The organism is Rothia sp. P100 (assembly GCF_023712425.1).
Taxonomy (GTDB): domain Bacteria; phylum Actinomycetota; class Actinomycetes; order Actinomycetales; family Micrococcaceae; genus Rothia; species Rothia endophytica.
This window is the reverse complement of sequence record NZ_JAMAYG010000001.1, coordinates 364,017-385,084: the sequence shown is the minus strand read 5'-3', so window position 1 is coordinate 385,084 and position 21,068 is coordinate 364,017. Positions and strand designations below refer to the sequence as shown.

Annotated in this window: 19 protein-coding genes; 9 read left to right on the top strand and 10 right to left on the bottom strand. The window is 58.5% G+C overall.

What is annotated here, in order from left to right:
* The first annotated feature begins 54 nt into the window (after positions 1 to 54).
* Positions 55 to 216 (top strand): DUF3117 domain-containing protein, encoded by a 162-nt coding sequence (locus tag M3668_RS01775; protein ID WP_237202120.1) that lies wholly within the window; start codon positions 55 to 57, stop codon positions 214 to 216.
* 51 nt (positions 217 to 267) lie between these two features.
* Here M3668_RS01775 and M3668_RS01770 read toward each other — a convergent pair whose 3' ends face one another.
* On the bottom strand, positions 268 to 909 hold the full coding sequence (locus tag M3668_RS01770) for an O-methyltransferase (RefSeq protein WP_251379116.1): 642 nt from the start codon (positions 907 to 909) through the stop codon (positions 268 to 270).
* Between the two features lie 90 nt (positions 910 to 999).
* Between M3668_RS01770 and M3668_RS01765 the strand changes: the two genes are divergently transcribed.
* The gene (locus M3668_RS01765; RefSeq protein ID WP_251379115.1) at positions 1,000 to 1,365 is read left to right on the top strand and encodes a twin-arginine translocase TatA/TatE family subunit; all 366 of its coding nucleotides are present in this window, start codon (positions 1,000 to 1,002) and stop codon (positions 1,363 to 1,365) included.
* Between the two features lie 131 nt (positions 1,366 to 1,496).
* Here M3668_RS01765 and M3668_RS01760 read toward each other — a convergent pair whose 3' ends face one another.
* From M3668_RS01760 to M3668_RS01750, 3 genes are read right to left on the bottom strand one after another with little or no spacing between them, the layout of a single operon-like run.
* Positions 1,497 to 2,630 carry a P-loop NTPase gene (locus M3668_RS01760; protein WP_251379114.1) on the bottom strand — a complete coding sequence of 378 codons (1,134 nt, stop codon included), beginning with the start codon at positions 2,628 to 2,630 and terminating at the stop codon, positions 1,497 to 1,499.
* Between the two features lie 14 nt (positions 2,631 to 2,644).
* Positions 2,645 to 3,343, bottom strand: coding sequence for a DUF1003 domain-containing protein (locus M3668_RS01755; RefSeq protein WP_409349928.1), 699 nt, complete (start codon positions 3,341 to 3,343; stop codon positions 2,645 to 2,647).
* Positions 3,336 to 4,643, bottom strand: a complete 1,308-nt coding sequence (locus tag M3668_RS01750; protein ID WP_251379113.1) for a magnesium transporter MgtE N-terminal domain-containing protein — start codon at positions 4,641 to 4,643, stop codon at positions 3,336 to 3,338. The genes M3668_RS01755 and M3668_RS01750 overlap by 8 nt, the downstream gene beginning before the upstream one ends.
* A gap of 191 nt (positions 4,644 to 4,834) precedes the next feature.
* Here M3668_RS01750 and M3668_RS01745 point away from each other — a divergent pair, with 191 nt between their 5' ends.
* Complete coding sequence (locus M3668_RS01745) at positions 4,835 to 5,770, top strand: YflT domain-containing protein (protein WP_251379112.1); 936 nt, start codon at positions 4,835 to 4,837, stop codon at positions 5,768 to 5,770.
* A gap of 118 nt (positions 5,771 to 5,888) precedes the next feature.
* Here M3668_RS01745 and M3668_RS01740 read toward each other — a convergent pair whose 3' ends face one another.
* Entirely contained in the window at positions 5,889 to 7,433 is a 1,545-nt protein-coding gene (locus tag M3668_RS01740; RefSeq protein ID WP_251379111.1) for an aminopeptidase P family protein, read from the bottom strand.
* A gap of 57 nt (positions 7,434 to 7,490) precedes the next feature.
* On the opposite strand from M3668_RS01740, the gene M3668_RS01735 reads away from it, so the two are divergent.
* Complete coding sequence (locus M3668_RS01735) at positions 7,491 to 8,312, top strand: PHP domain-containing protein (RefSeq protein ID WP_251379110.1); 822 nt, start codon at positions 7,491 to 7,493, stop codon at positions 8,310 to 8,312.
* A gap of 52 nt (positions 8,313 to 8,364) precedes the next feature.
* Here the strand turns inward: M3668_RS01735 and M3668_RS01730 are convergent, their stop codons facing one another.
* Complete coding sequence (locus M3668_RS01730) at positions 8,365 to 10,134, bottom strand: glycoside hydrolase family 13 protein (RefSeq protein ID WP_502948943.1); 1,770 nt, start codon at positions 10,132 to 10,134, stop codon at positions 8,365 to 8,367.
* 109 nt (positions 10,135 to 10,243) lie between these two features.
* On the opposite strand from M3668_RS01730, the gene M3668_RS01725 reads away from it, so the two are divergent.
* A complete protein-coding gene (locus M3668_RS01725; RefSeq protein ID WP_251379681.1) occupies positions 10,244 to 11,677 on the top strand; it encodes a GuaB1 family IMP dehydrogenase-related protein in 1,434 nt (477 codons plus the stop codon).
* 138 nt (positions 11,678 to 11,815) lie between these two features.
* On the opposite strand, the gene M3668_RS01720 is transcribed toward M3668_RS01725, so the two are convergent.
* From M3668_RS01720 to M3668_RS01705, 4 genes are all read right to left on the bottom strand, one after another.
* Entirely contained in the window at positions 11,816 to 13,411 is a 1,596-nt protein-coding gene (locus tag M3668_RS01720) for a DEAD/DEAH box helicase (protein WP_251379108.1), read from the bottom strand.
* 239 nt (positions 13,412 to 13,650) lie between these two features.
* Positions 13,651 to 13,884, bottom strand: coding sequence for a DUF3107 domain-containing protein (locus M3668_RS01715; protein ID WP_251379107.1), 234 nt, complete (start codon positions 13,882 to 13,884; stop codon positions 13,651 to 13,653).
* Between the two features lie 132 nt (positions 13,885 to 14,016).
* Entirely contained in the window at positions 14,017 to 14,673 is a 657-nt protein-coding gene (locus tag M3668_RS01710) for a TetR/AcrR family transcriptional regulator (RefSeq protein ID WP_251379106.1), read from the bottom strand.
* A gap of 77 nt (positions 14,674 to 14,750) precedes the next feature.
* A complete protein-coding gene (locus M3668_RS01705; protein WP_251379103.1) occupies positions 14,751 to 16,046 on the bottom strand; it encodes a glutamyl-tRNA reductase in 1,296 nt (431 codons plus the stop codon).
* Between the two features lie 243 nt (positions 16,047 to 16,289).
* Here M3668_RS01705 and hemE point away from each other — a divergent pair, with 243 nt between their 5' ends.
* From hemE to M3668_RS01685, 4 genes are read left to right on the top strand one after another with little or no spacing between them, the layout of a single operon-like run.
* Positions 16,290 to 17,411, top strand: a complete 1,122-nt coding sequence (gene hemE / locus M3668_RS01700) for a uroporphyrinogen decarboxylase (RefSeq protein WP_251379680.1) — start codon at positions 16,290 to 16,292, stop codon at positions 17,409 to 17,411.
* Positions 17,412 to 17,422: 11 nt separating this feature from the next.
* Complete coding sequence (gene hemG, locus M3668_RS01695) at positions 17,423 to 18,871, top strand: protoporphyrinogen oxidase (protein WP_251379102.1); 1,449 nt, start codon at positions 17,423 to 17,425, stop codon at positions 18,869 to 18,871.
* A 52-nt stretch (positions 18,872 to 18,923) separates the two neighbouring features.
* A complete protein-coding gene (hemQ, locus tag M3668_RS01690; protein ID WP_251379101.1) occupies positions 18,924 to 19,727 on the top strand; it encodes a hydrogen peroxide-dependent heme synthase in 804 nt (267 codons plus the stop codon).
* Positions 19,727 to 21,046: a ferrochelatase gene (locus M3668_RS01685; protein WP_251379100.1), complete on the top strand. Its 1,320-nt coding sequence runs from the start codon at positions 19,727 to 19,729 to the stop codon at positions 21,044 to 21,046. Before hemQ ends, M3668_RS01685 begins: the two co-directional genes overlap by 1 nt.
* The last annotated feature ends 22 nt before the right edge of the window (positions 21,047 to 21,068 follow it).

Sequence of the window (21,068 nt, the reverse complement as noted above, 5' to 3'; positions counted from 1 at the left end):
GGGTTCGCCTCAGAGCCGCGTTTTTTAGACAGCATCGCAAAGGAGAGACCACCGATGGCAGCACAGAAACCCCGCACTGGCGAGGGCCCGCTTGAAATTGTCCGTGAAGGCCGCAGCATCGTTATGCGCATCCCTGTAGAGGGCGGTGGACGTCTGGTGTTGGACCTCTCTGAAGCTGAGGTAGAGGCAATCCGCGAATGCGTTGAAAAGTTCTAAAGACCTTAGAACCCTGAATTTTTAGTTCACCCCGGTGCTTAGCGCCGGGGTTTACTTTTTGTAAATGAGGTACAGTCCGCTGCCGGCAAAAACTAAGGAGACGTGTACATCGTCCACACAGGCTGCGACGTCGGTGAGCAGGCGCCGCAGGGAAACGCTGCGGGCATCGCGTGCTACCGGATCAGCAACAGCACCACCTGCCAGCGGATCATGAACCACCAGCAGACCGCCGGGCGAAAGCAGAGCCAGGGCATCATAGGTGAACTGCTCAGCCTGGTCAGCACCTGCATCGATAAAGGCGAAATCATAGGAGGCTGCCGAGAGGCGGGGGAGCACATCGGTGGCGTCCCCGGTAATAATGCGCACCCGGTGGTTCTTATCGAGCCCAGCTTCTGCCAGTAGTTCACGAGTGAGCTGGGAATGGGCAGCATCAATATCGAGGGAGGTCAGCGCCGCTCCCTCACGCAGTCCCAAGAGCAGAGCAACCGTTGAGACGCCGCAACCGGTACCAATTTCAACGGTGTGCTCCGCCCCGGTGGACGCCGCTAAAACGGTCAACAAAGAAGCTACCGAGGGAGCCACCGGGGCGGCACTCTGACGCTCAGCCTGCTGCCTCGCCTGGGCGAGAGTTGGCGCCTCATAAGGGAACTCTTCAGCGTAACGCCAGCTACGAATCTGTTGGTTGGTGTTCAAGGCCCTACCTCTTCATGATTCTGAGAACATCTTATTGAACGGTACCCAAGATTGCCCGTTTTGCCCAGGGAATACTGGTAATCTCGTGGTGTGTTTGGAATTAGTGGTCTCGAGTTCATCGTCCTGGCGATCCTGGTATTTGTGGTCATCGGGCCTGAACGCATGCCCGAATACGCCCAGCAACTCAAAGATTTCGTCAAGCAAATACGCCGCATTGCCTTTGACGCTAAGGACGACCTCAAGGAAACTCTCGGCCCTGATTTGGGCGACATCAACTGGCGCCAGTACGACCCTCGCCAGTATGACCCCCGCGTGATTGTGCGTGAGGCTTTTGCTGAGGACGAGGAAGAGCGCCGCAAAGAACTTGAGGCTAGGACTCAGTCTGCACCAGCCGCATCGGTGACCTCCCGCTTGCCCCGCGGCGCCTGGGCACCCTTTGACTCCGAGGCAACCTAATCCCCTCACTCTTTAGAAGAAGGGCCCGCACCAAGAAGGTGCGGGCCCTTTCCTTCTGCAAAAAACAAGTATTCACCAGGGATGGACATCGCTAGCGAGCACCAAAAGAGCAAGAACCCTAAATAATACTGTTAGACGTTGAAGGGCAGGGGCTTCCCGGCCAGCCCGCGGGGGCGGTGGGTTAGCTGAGTTGCGATATCGGTGAAGACAGCTGCTGCCTTAGTTTCTGGTGCCGACCAGACCACCGGGGTACCAGCGTCCCCGCCCTCGCGCAGTGCCATATCCAAGGGGATAGATCCCAGGAGCGGCACGGGGTAGCCCAGGGCTTTGCCCAGGGAATCAACCAGGATTTGGCCGCCGCCCTCACCGAAAAGAGCCATAGTGGAGCCATCGGGCAGGGTCATAGCTGCCATGTTCTCGATAACGCCGGTCACTTTCTGCTGGGTTTGAAGGCTGAGGGTACCAGCGCGCTGGGCAACGTCCACAGCGGCATGTTGCGGGGTTGAAACCAGCAGGATTTCTGCATGGGGGAGTAGCTGTGCCATCGAGATGGCGACATCCCCGGTGCCGGGAGGCAGGTCCAGGAGGAGGATGTCCAGAGCGCCGAAATGGACGTCAGTCAAGAACTGTTCCAGGGCTCGGTGAAGCATGGGACCACGCCAGGCCACCGGTTGATCTGCGGCTACGAACATGCCGATTGAGATGACTTTGATATGACCGTTGCCGGTGGGTGCTTCAACGACCGGGGGGATGATCATGTCATCCATGCGGGTGGGACCTTCGACCAGGCCCAGTAGGCCGGGGATAGAGAAACCGTGCACATCGGCGTCGATGATGCCGACGCTCAGCCCGGCCGAGGCAAAGGCTGCTGCCAGGTTGGCGGTTGCTGAGGATTTACCAACACCGCCCTTGCCGGAGGCGACAGCAAAAATGCGGGTGAGGGATTCCGGCGCGATAAAAGGGTTAGCTTTGGTATGCCCCAGACGCTGACGCAATTCGGAACGCTGGTCGGCACTCATATAACCGATTTCAAGATCCAGGTGCTCTATCTCGGCAACCCGACCAACGGCTTCCCGCACGTCCGCTTCGATGGTGTTCTTGAGCGGGCACCCCTCGATGGTGAGCAGGATTTTTACTCGAGCGGTGGTGCCATCCACCTGGGAAGTTTCCACCATACCCAGCTCGGTAATGGGTAGACGCAGCTCCGGGTCAATGACCGTGGCTAGAGCGCTGTTAAGAGAGGTATCGGGGGTCTGTTCAGTCATGTTTACGGGGCCGACTACTCAGGTGAGCCGTCGATATCCTTCACCATCTTCTTCTTACGGTTCTTAGGGCGGTGTTCACTCAGCAAGTCAAAAGCGCTGGTGGAAGGGTTGGCTGAGTTGGGGTCAAAGTCCGGGAGCTCCATTTCGTGGTCGCTCTCATCCAGGCCGCGTGCCAGATGCTCAGCGCGGGCAAAGAGCTCTTCCTGGCGTTTTTGAACCTCTTGAATTTCGTCCATCAAATCTCGCATTTCACTGCGCACGAAGTCGCGGGTGGCTACCTCACGCAAAGTGATGCGCAGGGAAGCAATTTCGCGGGTCAGGTACTCAGTTTCTTCCAGGTTCTGCTGGTCGCGCTGGCGGTCCTGTTTAGAGACCACGCGGTCGCGGTCGTCCTGCCGGTTCTGCGCTAGAAGCAGCAGAGGCGCGGCATAGGAGGCCTGCAGGGAGAGCATGAGGGTGAGCAGAGTGAAGTTCAGTGCCCGAGGGTCAAACTGCATTTCCTCGGGTGCCAGGGTATTCCAGCCCAACCAGACGGCACAGAAAACGGTCATCCACAGTAGGAACTGCGGGGTGCCCATGAAACGGGCAATTTTTTCGGTCATCTGACCGAAGGCATCCGGGTTGGGGTTGGCCAAGAAGAACCTGCGCCGCTTTTTCTCTTGGGGGGTGCCCAGAGTCTGCGCGGTATCTAGCGAAGGGCGTGCATCACTCAAAGCGTCGGCCTACCTTTCGGATCGGGGTCCCATCATCATAGGTGCGCCAGTCATCGGGCAGCATCTCATCGAGCACGTCATCCACCGTGACAGCTCCGACCAGGCGGTCAAACTCATTAACTACCGGCACGATGGTAAGGTCATAGGTTGCCAGCACACGGGAGACTTCCTCGATGCTGGCGGCATCGTTGACTGCCTCAATTGAAGTATCCAAAATGTTGCCCACCTGCTCGCTGGGGGAATGGCGCAACAAACGCTGCATATGCACCAGACCCAGGTACTTGCCGGTGGGAGTTTCTAGGGGTGGACGCGCCACCATAACGGCAGCGGCCAAGGCAGGGGAAATTTCCTCTTGGCGAATGTGCGCTAGTGCCTCGGCAACAGTAGCTTCGGGGGAGAGCACAATAGGTACGGGGTTCATCAACGAACCGGCGGTGCCCTCCTCATATTCGAGCAGACGGCGCACGTCATCGGAATCATCAGGGTCCATGAGGGTCAGCAACTCTTCACGCTGCTGATCAGAGAGTTCGCTGAGCAAGTCAGCGGCGTCATCGGGTTCCATTTCTTCCAGCACGTTGACCGCGCGCTCTACCTCAAGGTGGGAGAGAATCTCTACCTGATCGTCCTCGGGTAGCTCCTGCAAGACGTCCGCTAGGCGTTCATCTTGTAGCTCTTGGGCTACCTCTACCTTGCGCTTTTTGTTCATCTCGTGGATGGCATCCGCAAGGTCAGCGGGGTTGGAGTCCTCATGGCTTGCCACGAATGCAGTGGCTGCCTGGGGCTCAAAATCGGTGGAAAGGATAGCTTCATGCCAGTCGATAATGAGGGTTTCTTTACGGCGGCGCATCAGCGTGTTGTGCCCGCGGGAGACGAAAAGTTCAGAAATGAACCAGTCACCATTGCGGCGTTGCTCCATCGCAACGTCCTCAATCTGGGCTCTGCCAGAGCCGTCCCGCAACTGCACCTTACGGTCAAAAAGTTCACCGACGACCAGGGCTTCTGAACCGCGTTGCTCAAAACGGCGCAGGTTCACCAGACCCGTCAGAATAATTTGGGTGGAATCGATGCTGGTCACGCGCGTCATGGGCACAAAAATACGTTTTTTGCCCAAAATCTCAATCACGATACCCACAACCACCGGCTCTTTGAGCTTGCCCAGGGAACCCACCGCTGAGAACTGCGTGAAACCGTGTTTAAGCACCACAACATCCCGCAAGCGGCCTAAACGGTCACCGTGCGGGTCAAAGACATCCAGACCAAGAAGGCGGGCAATAAAAATCTTATTCGGTGCAGTACTCACAGTTTCTAAGCGTACTAGCCTTTACAACGCCCCGCTACGCCGCACCCGCTGTGACAGCCGTCCTTTCCTCTTTCCGAGGCAGCAAGGACGCCAGTGCTCTCGTCCCGCCCAGGAGCACCTCTGCGTTCACCAGGGGCGATAAAGCACCGCCCATCCAGCAAGCTGTCAGCAGAGTAAGAGAAAATGGGGGAATGGACCAACTGAAAGCACCCCCGGCCCTCACCATGGCAGACGGCTCGAACATCCCGCCCGGTGAACTTGTGGCAACTTTTTCTGACCGCAAAGAACTTAACAAGGCGGTCGAATTTCTGGCAAGCCAAAAGTTCCCCGTGCACAGCCTCTTCATCGTGGGTCATGACGTCAAGCAGGTGGACTACGTCACCGGCCAGGCAACCTACCCCCGAGCCGCCCTGAACGGTGCACTACAGGGCATCATGCTAGGCATCATGGTAGGTGTTTTCAACTCGATTCTTACCCAAACCTCCATGCTCGCCAACATTCTGAGCATCGTTCCACTGGCGATTGCCTTCTGCATCATCTGGTCCATCCTGGTTGCTTCCCGAGCTAAGGGAAAGGGGATTCGCACCCGCACCCAGATGCTGCCGACTCGCCTAGACCTCATGGCTATCCCCGCTACAGCTGCCGCCGCGCGTCATCTGCTGCGCGTTCCTCTGCAGGGCCAGCCTCACCAGCCCGCCCAGCATCACCACCAGCAGATGCCCCATCAGCAGGCACCTCACGACCAAGCTCCTGGGCAGCCGGTAGCACCAGCCCAGCACCCTCACGCCACTTCCGTGCCCGCGGGCTCACTAGCAGCACCTCAGCCTGCTCACGGACAGGTCGAAGCGCCCACTCCGGTTTTCACCCCACCGGCTGAAACCAACAAGGACGGGTCAAGAGCCGCCGGTAAGTTCGGTCTGCGTATCGACAACCCTCAGCAGTTTGAGCAACAGATTCGTGAGCAGCCCGCTCCCGCCACCACCAATGAACGGGTGGAGCAGGTACGTGCCCAGCAGAGCGAGTCACGCTACGGAATCCGCGTGGAGGATGAGGCAGAGTTTGAGAAAACCATTCGCCAGGCACCCGCTCCTGCACCGAAAAAGGACGATGGCAGCCCAGAAAGCTAGGATGCCGCCGTCAATCTGCTGGTAAATGCCGCCCCTGTGCCCGTTAGCGCGTGCACTCCCAACACAAAGCCCCTCACGAGTAGTAACTCGTGAGGGGCTTCTTGGTTCTAGGCTGGGGCTAGCTGCTGAGCTGAGCCATCCAATCCTCAATGCCCTCTACCGTGCGGGGCAGGGCGGCTGAAAGGTTCTCGTTGCCGGTTTCGGTGACGAGCACGTCATCCTCAATACGGATGCCGATGCCGCGTAGCTCCGCTGGGATCCCTAGATCCTCTTCCTTGAAGTAAAGACCGGGTTCAATGGTGAATACCATGCCGGGTTCTAGTACACCGTCCATGTAGAGCTCACGCTTTGCCTGGGCGCAGTCATGCACATCTAGGCCCAGGTGGTGGCTGGTGCCGTGGGGCATCCAGCGGCGGTGGTGCCCGCCTTCTTCTGACAGGGAAACTTCAGCCGTGACGGGCAGCAAACCCCACTCCTCAAGACGGCTCGCCAGCACCTGCATAGTTGCGGCGTGAATATCCTTGAAACGGGCACCAGGAACAGCTGCTTTAAAAGCGGCCTCTGATGCTTCCAAGACAATGCTGTACGCCTTAGCCTGAACCTCGGTGAACTTACCGTTGACGGGGAAGGTACGGGTGATATCTGCAGTGTAGAGGGTGTCATCTTCAACACCGGCGTCCACCAGCATGAGTTTGCCGTCTTCGACGGTGCCGTTGTTACGGATCCAGTGCAAAACAGTGGCGTTGTTACCGCAGGCGGCAATGGTGTCGTAGCCTAAGTCGTTGCCTTCAGCGCGGGCCTTGGCAAAGAAAGCGGTTTCGATGATGCGCTCGCCGCGGTGGTGGTCGCGGGCAGCAGGTAGAGCTTTGATGACCTCTGCGAAACCGTCAATGGTGTTCGCTACCGAGCGGCGTAGGTTTTCTATCTCAATGCTGTCCTTGACCAGACGTGCCTCTGAGAGCGCCTCGGTAAGCGCAGCGTCCAGCTTGTCAGATTCTTCTAAATCGACGGCGGTGTTGTAGCGGGAGGTATCGACCAGGGCATCCACGTTGAGGTCAACATCCCGGACTAGGCGGATGCGAATGCCGCCCAGCGCCTGGTTACCGGCGTTCTTGGTGATCGCAACTTCAAGTTCGGACAGGTCAGCGGTGGCAATACCGTACTCGGCCGACAAAGCCTCAAGGGTGGGGCGGGCGCCTACCCAGAACTCACCGTAACGCGGGTTCTTATAGAACTGCTCGGTGTCCCGGCCCGCCAGAGGGCGGAAGTAGAGGGTCGCTTCATGGTTAGACCCGTTATCACCGGTGCCTTCTTCAACCGGCTCAAAGACCAGCACGGCATCCGGTTCGTGATCCAAGCCTAACCCGGTCTGGTGAGCGAAAGCTGAGTGGGGGCGGAACCGGTAGTCGGTGTCATTGGAACGTACCTTCAGCGGGCCAGCTGGGAGAACCAGTCGTTCGCCGGGGAACATCGCTGAGATAGCGGCACGGCGTTGAGCGGTAAAGTCCGCGACGGTGGAGCGCGCGGGTAGCTCGGTGTCTGCCGGTGCCCAATTGACTGCCATGAAATCAATAAAGGCTTTGGAAGAAGGTGCTGCTGAGCGGTTATTTACGCGCTCTTCGATGGGCTGTTCAGAGCCTGCTGTATGTTCAGAAGTGGTCATATCTCCACTCTAACCTATGGTTTCGCACCCGCTTGGGTGCTCGGTACAGTAGAGGGTATGTACGACCTCCACACCCACTCACAGATTTCTGACGGCACCCAGAGCTTGGATGAGTTAGTCGGTGAAATCGCTACCACCGGGCTGACCGGTTTCGCCCTCACCGACCACGACACCACCGCCGGGTGGCAGCGCGCTGGGCAGCTGGCAGAACACTTTGGGTTGGATTTTTTGCCCGGTATGGAGGTCTCGTGTTCCGGCCAGGGAGTCAGCGTCCACCTCCTGTCGTATATGCATGATCCTCTGGACACCGCTCTGCTGGCTGAAATTTCTAGGGCCAGGGAGTCGAGGGTGGGAAGAGCCCAGCGCATGGTGCAACTTCTGGCAGAGGACTATCCGCTCACCTGGGAGGCGGTTCAAGATCATACCCATGAAGGGGCTACCGTGGGACGCCCGCACATTGCAGATGCACTGGTAGCTGCCGGAGTGGTAGCTAACCGGTCCGAGGCCTTTGAAACCATTTTGACGGCCCGCTCCAAATACTATGTGCCTCACTACGCGGTGGACCCTGTACAGGCGGTTAGCTTAGTGCGAGCCGCCGGGGGAGTTCCTGTCATGGCTCACCCCCGGGCGGTAGCCCGAGGGTGGGTAGCGTCTGAAGAGCTGATCTTTGCCATGATAGACGCCGGTCTTGCTGGGCTAGAGATTTACCACCGGGACAACGGTCCTGAAGACCGCGCCTGGCTACTACAGCTAGCTAAAGAACACGACCTGCTGGTCACCGGCTCATCCGACTACCACGGCGCAGGCAAACCTAACCGTCTGGGTGAGAACACGACTGACGGCGAAACCGTTGCCCGGATCCGCGAGCAGGCGCGTTAGATTCTTACCTTCTGCCGCTGAGCTGTCCCTAGACAGGACGCTTATTCTCTGTTTACTGCTGGAGCCAAGCGGTCGCTGGGCCGGGTAGCTGGCCGTCTACTAACTCCGCTGAGGCTAGAACCAGCTGACCTGCCGGAAGCTCAATGGTCTGGTCGCCGAAGTTAGTGACGTTAACCCAGCCGGAGGGGCGGCGGAAGGCGAGTACCTGCTCAGAGTCTGTCTCCAGCCACTCTAGTTCTTCAGCCCCCTGGAGCTTGCGGCGGGCTGCCAGCGCTGCCCGGTAGAGGTTGAGTGTTGAGCTGGGGTCGGCATCCTGCAGGCTCACTGCAACGTCAGCAAACCAGGTGGGCTGGGGTAGGTGTGCAGTGCCGGGGCCGAAGCCGTAGGAGCTTCCGTGGCTCTTCCAGGGCAGGGGCACCCGGCAGCCGTCGCGGCCAACATTGACCCCGGGGGAGTTGAAGAAGGTGGGGTCCTGACGCTGGCTATCGGGGATGTCGGCAACCTCGTGCAAACCGAGTTCTTCACCCTGATAGAGGTAGGCTGAGCCCGGCAAAGCGAGTTCGAAGAGGGTGGCTGCACGCGCACGGGCCAAACCTAGGGCACGATCCAGCTGACTTTCGGGGCCACCGGCGAGTAGCCACTCGTGGCCCACCTTCTCGTTGGTCTTCCCTTCGACAAAAGGTAGGCCGTAGCGGCTGGGGTGCCGCACCACGTCGTGGTTTGAGAGCACCCAGGTGCTGGATGAGCCGGACTCAGCAGACAGTTCCAGGTTCTCGGTCACGATCTTTTTGAACTCGTCAGCATCAAAGTGAGCGGTGAGCAAATCAAAGTTAAAAGCCTGCCCCAAACCCTCGGGGCTGGCGTAAGCGTGGCGGCGGTCTCGCTCTACCCAAGCCTCAGCAACGGCAGTGCGTGGCGGGGTGTACTCGTTGAAAACGGTTCGCCATTCGCGGTAAATCTCGTGGACCTCGTCGCGATCCCAGATAGGGTGAGTTCCGTCCTTAGGCAGTTTCTGCAGTTCTGCTTCGCTGGGCAACTCGCCCCACATGTCACCCTTAGCGAGGCCGTGGGCGACGTCAATGCGGAAACCATCAACACCCCGATCTGCCCAGAAGCGGAAGGTGTCCAGGAAGTCCTGGTGTACCTCGGGGTTGCGCCAGTTCAGGTCGGGCTGTTCCTTGGCAAAGATATGCAGATACCATTGGCCGTCCCCGACCTGTTCCCAGGCTGGACCACCAAAAATTGATTCCCAATCTGAGGGCGGTAGCTCACCCTGTTCGCCCGAGCCATCACAGAAGATGTAACGGTCACGCTCGGGTGAACCGGGGCCTGCGGCTAGAGCTGCTTTGAACCAGACATGCTGGTCTGAGCTGTGGTTTGGCACCACATCCACAATGAGCTTGATACCGGCCTCGTGCAGAACCCCAGACATCTCATCAAAATCCTCCAGGCTGCCGATTTTGGGGTCAACGTTGCGGAAATCGTCCACATCGTAGCCACCATCTGCCAGCTTGGAGGGGTAGAAGGGCGACAGCCAAACAGCGTCTACACCCAACTTCTTGAGGTAGGGAACCCGGCTGGTGATGCCCTTTAGATCACCGATAGAGTTACCGTCGGCATCGGCAAATGAGCGGGGGTAAATTTGGTAGACGGTGGCTTGACGCCACCAGTTAGGATCATCAGCAGCGGGGACCAGGAGGTTCTCGAGGGTGCTCACAGTGAAGTGCCTTTCAGTCGGAGGAGGGCTTATGTCTAAGCCTATAGAACCGTCTGCGCCTTCGAGCGCTCTTGGCAAAAATTCCTGACTTTGGAGCGACCCCATCACCTCCATCTGCTTCATCCAGCCCGCCGTGAAATCAGTATTTGGCTATGAGCTAAGTAGAAGAAAGAGGAATGTGCGCGCTCCTGTTTCTCCCCGTAAGCTGGGTTACATGAAGTTCCTGAACGATATGACTCCCTCCACCGATCTGACCTACAACGACGTTTTTATGGTGCCCTCTCACTCGTCTGTAGGCTCACGTATGGGTGTTGACCTTGCAACCGCTGACGGCACCGGCACTACCATCCCTCTGGTCGTTGCCAACATGACCGCCGTTTCAGGCCGACGCATGGCAGAAACTGTTGCCCGCCGCGGTGGAATCGCCATCATCCCTCAGGATGTTCCCGCCGACATTGTGGCTGAGACCATCGCTCGGGTGAAGAACGCCCACCTGCTCTTTGAAACTCCCATCACGGTCAAACCCCACCACACTGCTGGCTATGTGCGCCACCTTTTGCCCAAACGCGCCCACGGAGCTGCCTTCGTCATGGACGGAGAGCAACCCATGGGTGTTGTCACCGCAAAAGACCTGCGCGGCTGCGATAACTTCGACCAGGTGGAAAACGTCATGTCCACCGAGCTGCTGACCCTTCCCGACACCGTCAGCCCCCAGGAAGCCTTCGAGATTCTGCACCAGCACTCCCGTAAGGTAGCACCCGTTGTGGACGCGCAGGGCAACCTGGTAGGTGTTCTCACCCGCGCAGCAGCACTGCGCGCCAGCCTCTACACCCCCGCCACCGATGACCAGGGCCGCCTGCGCATCGGGGTCGCTATCGGCATTAACGGCGATGTAGCCGGCCGTGCCCGCACGCTCCTGGACGCCGGTGCCGACGTGCTGGTGGTAGACACCGCCCACGGCCACCAGGAAAGCATGATTGAAGCCCTCAAAAAGGTGAAGGCTCTCAACCCGCAGGTGCCCGTCGTCGCCGGCAACGTCGTCACCGCTGCTGGCGTTCGTGACCTTGCTGAAGCAGGCGCTGACATCATAAAGGTCGGCGTTGGCCCCGGCGCCATGTGCACCACCCGCATGCAGACCGGCGTAGGGCGCCCCCAATTCTCAGCCGTGCTTGAATGTGCAGCCGAGGCCAAAAAACTGGGCATCCATATCTGGGCAGACGGCGGCGTCCAAGACCCCCGCGACGTGGCCCTAGCCCTAGCAGCAGGTGCCTCCAACGTTATGATTGGCTCCTGGTTCGCCGGCACCTACGAGTCACCCGGTGACGTTCTGCAGGACGCCGACGGCCGTCTCTACAAGGAATCTTTCGGCATGGCATCCCGTCGCGCCGTCACCAACCGCAACGCCCAAACCGAAGCCTTTGAAAAAGCCCGCCGTGAAATGTTCGAAGAAGGAATCTCATCAGCCCGCATCTACCTTCCCCAGGGCAAGGGCGGGGTTGAAGACCAAATCGATTCCATCATCTCCGGCGTCCGATCCTCCTTCACCTACGCCGGCGCCTCAAGCATCGCAGAATTCGCTGAGCGTGCCACCGTAGGCATCCAGTCCGCGGCCGGCTATGCCGAGGGCCAGGCACGCGAAACCCGCTAGCCCGACCCCTTAATCATTACCGGGGGGCACTTGTTTACCCGGTGGGTAAACCCTCCTACCTAAGAAATATGGCTGGGTTGGTCAGAAAGAAAATTTCTTTCTGACCAACCCAGCCATAGCCATTTAGATTAAATTAATTTAGTTTTCTGCGCGGGGAGTGCGGCGGCGACGACGGCGGGTGCCCTCCCCACTCTTCTCCACTGACTTTTCCCTCGGGGTACGCTCAGCGCTACCATCGCCCTGACGGGTGCGGCGGCGACGCTCACCCTGGGGCTTATCCACGGTGCGCTCGACACCTTCCGATGAGCGTTCACGTGAGCCATCGCGAGCACCGGAGCGACGGCCACGGCCCTCACCGCGATTACGGTTGCCTTCGCGGCTATTGGAACGGCGCCGCTCATTACCTCCGCGAGGGCTACGGTGTTCGTGGCCCTCCCCGTAATTCTCTGCCTCTTCAGCATCCAGACCGGCAGCAGTCTGCTCACTCTTGGGAAGCTTGCCCTTGGTGCCCTTCTCGATGCCCAGGTCAGCGAAGAGGTGGGGGGAAGAAGAATAGGTTTCTACCGGGTCATCAACGCCCAGCTCTAGGGCAGCATTGATGAGCTTCCAGCGGGGTACATCTTCCCAGTCCACCAGGGTGACAGCGGTACCGGTGTTGCCCGCACGGCCGGTGCGGCCTACACGGTGCAGGTAGGTTTTTTCGTCTTCAGGGCACTGGAAATTGATGACGTGGGTAACGTCCTCAACGTCGATGCCGCGCGCTGCCACATCGGTGGCGACCAGAATATCAACCTTGCCGTTACGGAAGGCGCGCAGCGCCTGTTCGCGAGCGCCCTGGTTGAGGTCGCCGTGGATAGCGCCAGCTGCGAACCCGCGGCCCATGAGTTCCTCTGAAAGGCGGGCGGCGCTGCGCTTGGTCTTGGTGAAGATGATGGTGCGCCCTCGGCCTTCGGCACGCAGGATGCGGCCGACCAGCTCGTCCTTGTCCATGGGATGGGCACGGTAAATAACCTGGCGGATAGAAGCCTTGGTGGCGGTTTCGTCCTCGCCACTTTCAGCACGAATGTGCATGGGACGGCTCATGTAGCGGCGCGCCATGGTCAGCACGGCACCGGGCATGGTAGCCGAGAAGAGCATGGTCTGGCGCTTTTCGGGGATCAGGGAAAGCAGCTTTTCAACATCGGGCAAGAAGCCCAGGTCTAGCATTTCGTCGGCCTCATCGAGCACCACAATTTTGACCTGAGAAAGGTTCAAAAAGTGCTGGCGTTGCAGGTCAATGAGACGCCCCGGGGTGCCAACGATGACCTCAACACCTGCTTCAAGTTCTTTAACCTGGCTTTCGTAAGGACGGCCACCGTAGAGGGTAGCGACGCGGGCGTTGCGCTTAGTCGCTGCGACGGAGAGGTCGTTGCCCACCTGAATCGCAAGTTCACGGGTAGGGACGATAATGAGCGCCTGGGGTGCTCCTGGGGTCTTCAAAGACGCCCACGCTTCGTCCTCACGACCGACGACGGACTGAATCGCAGGTAGACCAAAGCCGAGAGTCTTACCGGTGCCGGTCTTAGCTTGGCCGATGATGTCATGCCCCGAAAGAGCAACGGGAAGGGTCAGAGCCTGAATTGGGAAAGGAGTGGTGATACCCTTTTCTGCCAAAGCATCGCTGATGTCCTGGCGAACGCCGTAATCGGCAAAAGTGCGGCTGTCGGTGGTGACCGTTTCAAAATTTTCTGTCAAGAATCGTTTTCCTTAGATGGTGCCGCAGCGAGGTGCGGCAATGGGGAAGCCGATCGCAGGTTAGTCTCGTTCAATCGACCGCACAAACGGTGCGGGAGAACTTTGTTCAGGTGTTGATAGGTGAGGTTCACGACCGGGCAACCAAATAACTTTTTCATTCTACCGGCAAAAAGGCATAAAGACAGGGCAGGTGGGTGAGTCACCTGCGACTCACCCACCTGCCCTGAAGCGTGGGAGAGTTATTCGCCCACGCCGATGCCGAAGCCGATGCGACGCTTGGACTCAGCGCCGATTTCAACGAAGCCAATTTGAGCTGCTGGTACCAGGGTGGTTGCACCCTTGGGGTCAGTCAGTTCAAGAATGCTGCCCTGAGCCAAGGCGTCTGCCACTTTAGCCTTGATGTCAGCAGCGGTTTCATCCGAGTCGACAACAACCTGGGTGGGCACATTCAGCACGCCAATTTTGATTTCCACGAGAAACTCCCTCAATACGGTAGGGCACGATGAAACCGTGCCAAGCTTTACCCCAGTGTACGTGAGCGCACTAGTTCTCAGGCTCCTCGGCGTCCTATGTTCGTAACAGGCGAAACCCGGCTTTAGACTTGTTTATTCCCAGTCCTCGTCGATGATTGAAATGCCACCCCAGGCAAGGCGGAAGGTAGCCCTTTCGGCTGCTGCAAGTGCTTCATCAGAGCTGCCATTGCCAATCACGACCTGTGTTGAGGAAAGCACCATACCGGACAGCATGCGGGCAGTCAGCATTGCTTCCTTAAAGGATAGGCCAGCATTGGGCGCTAGGATCCCGGCGATATGTTCTGCAATGAGGGTATGCAAATTTTCGATGCGTTCAAGCACCGCAAAGTCGTTGTGGATATCTGATGCAAAAATCAGGCGGTAGCCGGCAACGTTAGTGCGGGCATACGTAAAGAAAGCGCTGATAACCCCCTCAACGCGCTCCCTATTGACCTCCGATTGATGCAGAGGCGCGATGACGAGCTCCAACATATTCTTGATTTCTTCATCAAGCGCCGCCAGGTAGAGATTACGTTTACCCGTAAAATGCTGGTACAGTACCGGTTTGCTCACATTTGAGGCGTTAGCAATGTGATCCATAGTGGTGTAGTGGTAGCCTTGGGCAGCAAAAATCCGTACTGCGTTATTGATGAGCTGCTGCCTCCGCAAATCCTTAGGTAGGCGGGACACAACAAACGCATCGTTGGAGCCTTCTGGTGCATTGGGTGCTACTACAAGGTGAGAGCTCATCTGGAGATAAACCTTAGATGTAGGGATGGGGTCTTGCTAGTGAAGCCATGAATCTAACCCCTGCGTGCGGCTCCAGGCTATGAAGCGTCATCTTGCGAAAGGGCCGGATCTTGGATTTGTTCCTGCACTTCGATGCCATACAGCGCCTCGAGGGCGGATACGTAGTCATCAATCCTGCCGTCACGGGCTAGTTCCCTAGCTCGCACGGTGGGGGTGTGCAAAAGTGATTTAACCATACGGCGCATGGCAAATTCGAGTTCTTCGGTGGCCGCCGTGCACCCGTATTGATGATGAACTTTAGCTAGTTCTGCATCGAGAACGCTCATGGTGTGCTGCCTGAGAGCAACAATAGCAGCGTCCACATTGCGTGCCTTCTCTTTGACCCTGAATTCAGCAGCTTCTTCGTCCACAATTGTGCGGGCAGTATGCACTGACTCCACGGTTTCTTCCGGTGCGGCTAGGCGTACCGACTCCAGGGTAATGAGTTCGACGTTGGGTAAATCGGCCACCTCGGGGGCGAAGTCCCTAGACAGTGCTAGATCAAGGATGACGCGCTTACCTTCGGGGATTTCGATGGGCAGCATGGGGGAGGAAGCGCCAGAGCAACCAATGATAATGTCGGCCTTTTCCATAGAGGAATAGAGGCTACCGTGGGACACCGCTTGAGCGCCTCTCTTGTCCGCAAAAGAAGCTGCGCGGTCACTGCGAGAATAAACCCAAATATCGGTACATCCACGCTCATGCAGTGCGGCAATAGTCGCACCGGCATAGGCGCCCGTGCCAAAAACCAGCGCGGTGCGAGTAGCCCAGGTCTTCTCGGTAATGTCATCAGAAATATCTAGAGCGACAGAAACAATCGACCGGCCACGAGAACCCAGCATGGTGCGCTGACCAACTTTACGTGCTGTAGCAGCCCCGTGATCAAAAAGCCGAACCAGGTTGCCGGTTGCCCGCCCCTTTTCTTGCGCCAAAGAAAGAGCACGACGCACCTGGCCGGTAATTTCCCGCTCACCCACAACCGCAGATTCCAGCCCAGAAGCAACCGTGAAAAGGTGATGGGCGGCATCCGAATTAATGAAAACATCAAAGCTGCTCTCAACAATGTCATAGCTAAGACCAGAGCGTGCTGAAACCATTTCGAAAATCTTTTCTGAAGTGAGAGCTACATCGTTATGAATGTTTTGCTGGGTCGCCCCCGGCTTGCTAGCTAATTCAACGTAAATTTCTAGACGGTTGCAGGTAGACAAAATAACCTCGCCTTGAATGCCTTTGCTGACAAGGTGGGAGGGCAGGTCTTGAACACCCTCGCTGAGATGAGCGATGGTGGTGAGGTCTACAGTGCGGTGCGATGCAACGAGGCTAAAAATAGTCACAACGTTCTTAATAATAAACAAAAAATTGTTTGAAATCGTTGACAGGGTGTCACTAAGGTGACGCTGGTAGGTGCCAAGCGTGGGCACTGGGGCTTGGCAAGGCTGCATTTCGCAGCGTAGCGGATCTGACCTTAAAGGTACATTTTTTCTGGTGGTAGCCGGGTCATACATCTCGAGGTTTACTTCAGCGACACCCTGTCTCTAAAATTTTTTATTTTAATTGGCACAATAGTGTGTATGAGTATGAACCAGAGCCCTCCCCTCAGGCAGCGTGCCCTGCTCACCGATGAGCAGCTTGCGCACCTTCCTGCCAACCACCCCCTCAAAACTGCGAATACCGGCGAATCCACCATGATTCGCACTCTCACCGGGCGCCCGGCTGACCATGCCCCGGTCTGGTTCATGCGTCAGGCTGGTCGCTCTCTGCCGGAATACCGCGAGGTTCGTGAAGGAATCCCCATGCTGGATGCCTGCCTCACACCCGCACTAGCTGCCGAAATTACGGTGCAGCCCGTTCGTCGACACAAGGTGGACGCGGGTATTTTCTTCTCTGACATCGTCATCCCCATGAAGCTTGCTGGGGTCAACGTTGATATCGTTCCCGGCCGCGGCCCGGTGCTGGACGCCCCCGTACGCACCATGGAAGAGATCAAGAACCTGCCGGAACTTGAGGACTCAGCCCTAGACCCCATCCGCGAAGCTGTTGCCCTGACCGTCAAAGAGCTAGGATCCACCCCGCTCATCGGTTTTGCTGGCGCACCCTTCACCGTAGCCGCCTACATGGTGGAAGGTGGCCCTTCCCGCGACCATTTGCGCCCCCGCACCATGATGCACGCAGACCCGGAAGCCTGGGACGCCCTGGCAGCCTGGGCAGCACGCACCAGTGCCCAGTTCCTGGCAGCTCAGATTGAAGCTGGCGCATCAGCGGTGCAGCTCTTCGACTCCTGGGCAGGCTCCCTGGGCGAGGCTGACTACCGCCGCTTCGTGCAACCCCATTCTGCCGCCGTCCTCTCAGCTGTTGAGCATTACGGTGTGCCCCGCATCCACTTTGGTACCGGTACCGCTGAACTACTGCCCGCCCTGCTAGAAGCTGGTGCTGATGTGATTGGCGTGGACTACCGTCTGCCCCTATCCGTAGCCCAGGAGCGTCTGGGCGGGGGCATCGTACTGCAGGGCAACATTGATCCAGCGCTGCTTGCCTCGGGCTGGGAGGCGCTTGCCGCCCACACCGACGCGGTACTGGAGCAAGGACGATCCGCACCGGCCCATGTCGTCAACCTGGGCCACGGCGTACCACCGACCACTGACCCCACCGTGCTCACCGCACTGGTGGACTACATCCATACCCAAACTCGTAAAGGCTAGGTAGAAAGCCTATGGCAACCGGAGCTTCACAGGCGGAGACCGCACTCGTTATCGGTGGCGGTATTTCAGGTCTTCTTGCTGCGCGTGAGCTAGCGCGTGCGGGTAAAAGAGTCACCCTGGTTGAACGCGAGGAGCCTCTGGGCGGTGCGGTAGGTTCGCATCAGCTCGCTGGGCTGGTGCTGGACTCCGGTGCAGAGTCCTTTGCCACCCGCACCCCGGTGGTCACCAACCTACTGGGTGAACTGGGGCTTGAAGACCAAATCGTGCAGCCCAACCCCTTGGGATCCTGGCTCTACCTGCCTGAAGGCGCCTTCCCCTCACCATCCACCGGTGTGCTGGGTATCCCCGGAAGCTTTGATGACCCAGCTCTCAAACAGATTTTGGGGCTTAGAGGCTACCGCCGAGCCACCCTAGATAAGGTGCTACCTCGCTCGGCTGGTTCTACGGCAAAAACCCTGGGCGAACTCGTCCGTGTGCGCATGGGCCAGCAGGTGCTCAATCAGCTGGTTACCCCCGTCGTATCGGGTGTCTTTTCAACCCACCCTGACAAACTCGAAATTGCCACCATTGCTCCGCGCCTATTGGACGGTCTGGCCCAGCACGGCTCTCTGGCTGCTGCATCCTCCGCTCAGCGGGCTGCTTCACCGGCTGGCTCGCAGGTCGCTGGCGTTGAGGGCGGCATGAACCGCCTGTCGGAAGCGCTGGTCGATGAATTGCTCAATCTTAGAGTGAGGCTAGTCAGCGGGTTCGACACTATTGCCGTTGACCGCGATCCCTCGGATGGCCGATGGACCGCTATCCAGCGCCAGCCTTACAGTGGTGAGCGGGCAGCCATTATTTCTGCTGACCTTCTGGTCGTCGCCACAGACGCCCAAACCGCTGTGCGCCTGCTGGGTCCCTACCTGCCAGCTAGCGCCCTGCCTGCTGTGAAACCGGGCCCAGAAGTTGCCCTGGTCTCCCTTGTGCTGGACGCTCCAGCCCTGGACGCCAACCCCCGCGGTACCGGCCTTCTGGTGAGCGAGCAGGCCACCGGCGTCCGTGCCAAGGCGCTGACCCACGCCACTGCCAAGTGGAGCTGGGTTGCCGACAGGGCAGGGGAGGGGCGCCACGTCATCCGATTGTCCTACGGCCGTGCTGGCCAGGAAAACTCACCGCTCTCCGACCTCGCCCTGCATGATGACCAGTTAGTCACTCTGGGCCTGCATGACGCAGGGCGTCTGCTGGGCGTACCCCTGAGCAAGTCATCGTTGGTTGCCGCTGATGTGGTGCGCTGGCGTACGGCGCTACCCTCTACGGGGCCCGGGCACCGTCAGGGCGTCGCAGCTTTCCGTTCGGCCCTTGAAGAGCTGGATGGAGCCACCGCTGTTGGAGCCTGGGTGGCAGGCACCGGCCTGGTCGCTATCGTCACGGACACCGCCCCGCACATCCAGCGTTTTATGCAACGTAATTCAAACCTCTAGATCAACCCTAGGATTCATCACACCATAACCCCACGGTGAAGGAAGAAAACCCATGTCACACCCCACCTCATCCCACGGTTCTGACCATCGTGCAGGCGGCTACAGCCACGCAGCTGCAGCCCGCCCCACCGCCAAGGACGCCAACGGCAAGATTCAGGGCCAGCGCCCCGGCGAAGTTGCCGAAGGCGATACCCAGTTCCACTATGCTCTCTACACCATCTTCGCCCGCGAGGGCGTTGCCAGCCCTAACGCAAGGGGCGCAGAGGCAACCGCTGAACTCGAAAAAGCAGTAGCAGACCTCGAAGCTTCTGATGTCACCGTTCGCGGATTCTACGATGTCTCAGCGATGCGCAACGATGCCGACGTGATGGTCTGGGTGCACGGTGCTGTGCCCGAGGACCTGCAGGCAGCCATCCGTACCCTGCGCCGTACCGAAGCCTTCAGCGGTACCAAAATTGTCTGGTCTACTATGGGTCTGCACCGCGACGCTGAGTTCGTTGCTAACCACACTCCCACTTTTGCTAAGGGTATTGAACCCGAAGCCTGGATTTGCGTTTATCCCTTTGTGCGCAGCTTTGACTGGTACACCATGAACCCCGAAAAGCGCCGCGAGATCATGAAGAATCACGGTTTCAAGGGTATTGACTTCACTGAAGTTCTGCCCAACACCATCGCTACCTTTGGTCTCAACGACTACGAATGGCTCATCGCTTTGGAAGCTCCCGAGCTGGTGCTAATCGTAGATATTATGCGCTCCTTCCGTAACACCGAAGCCCGCCATTACATCCGTGAAGAGATTCCCTTTTACACAGGCCGCCGCATCCCTGCCGCCGAGGTCGCTGAGGTACTTGCCTAATGACTGCTATACCTAACGACGTCCGCCCCAATGTCACGGACCCCAACAACACCGCCTCCAACGGACCAGACCGCCTCGATGAGGCCACCATCGCTGATTTCCACGGTGAAGAAAACCTGACCCGCCCGCGCTCTGAAGCACCCCAGGACTATGACCTGGTCATCCTCTCCTCCTTCGGCGGGCCCGAAGGCCAGGAGGATGTAATTCCCTTCCTGCGCAATGTCACGGCCGGTCGCGGCATCCCTGACGAGCGTCTGGAAGAGGTTGCCACCCATTACCGTGCCAACGGTGGAGTGTCACCTATCAACGCCCAAAACCGTGCCCTGCTGGCTGCCCTGCAAGAAGCTCTGGCTGAAAAGGGCCCCAATATTCCTATCACCTGGGCTAACCGCAACTGGGAACCCTACGTCAGTGACGTGGTGCAAAATGCTTACGACGAGGGCAAGCGCAATATTCTGGTGCTAGCTACCAGCGCCTACCCCGGTTATTCCTCCTGCCGCCAGTACCGCGAGGACTACGGCATGGCTCTTGAGAAGCTGGGTCTGGAAGGCAAACTGAACATCGGAAAGGTGCGTCAGTTTTTCGATTCCCCTGGCTTTATCCAGTCCTTTGCTGATGGTCTGGTTCTTGGTCTGAAGGACGTACGTACTCGTCTCTCAGAAGCCGAGCAGAAGGCCGCGGGTAACGGCAAGATCCGCATCATGTTCTGCACCCACTCGGTGCCCACCAGCGCAGCGAATGAAGCTGGCCCGCGCGGTGTGGACTACGAAGGTGGCAGCGCCTACGTTGAGAAGCACCTGCAGGCAGCCCGTGCCGTCCTCACCCGTGTAGAGGCTGTAGACCCCGCTCTGCTCGATGACGTGGAATGGGAGCTGGTTTACCAGTCACGCTCTGGTCCACCCAGCATGCCCTGGCTAGAACCCGATGTGAATGACGCTCTTGAAGCTATCGAGGGAGCTGTTGACGGTGTGGTTCTGGTGCCCCTGGGCTTCGTTTCAGATCACATGGAAGTTAAGTGGGATTTGGACACCGAGGCTCTGGATACCTGTGACCGCCTGGGCTTTGTGGCAACCAGAACACCCACCCCCGGTGTGCACCCTGAGTACGTGGAGTCTCTGCGTCAGCTCATTGCCGAGCGCGTGGCTGAAACAGCTTCTTCTACCGACCCGGCTGAACTTGAAGCCAATCGTGGGGGAGTGTGCGGCGGCAAGGGCTGGTTTGACGCCTGTAACCCGGACTGCTGCAAGTCTCTGCGCCCCGGCTCAGATAAGTCACGCATCGCTGATTACACCGGTGACACCACCGGCGGAACCCGCTAAAACGGCAGCACAGCGCCCCGGC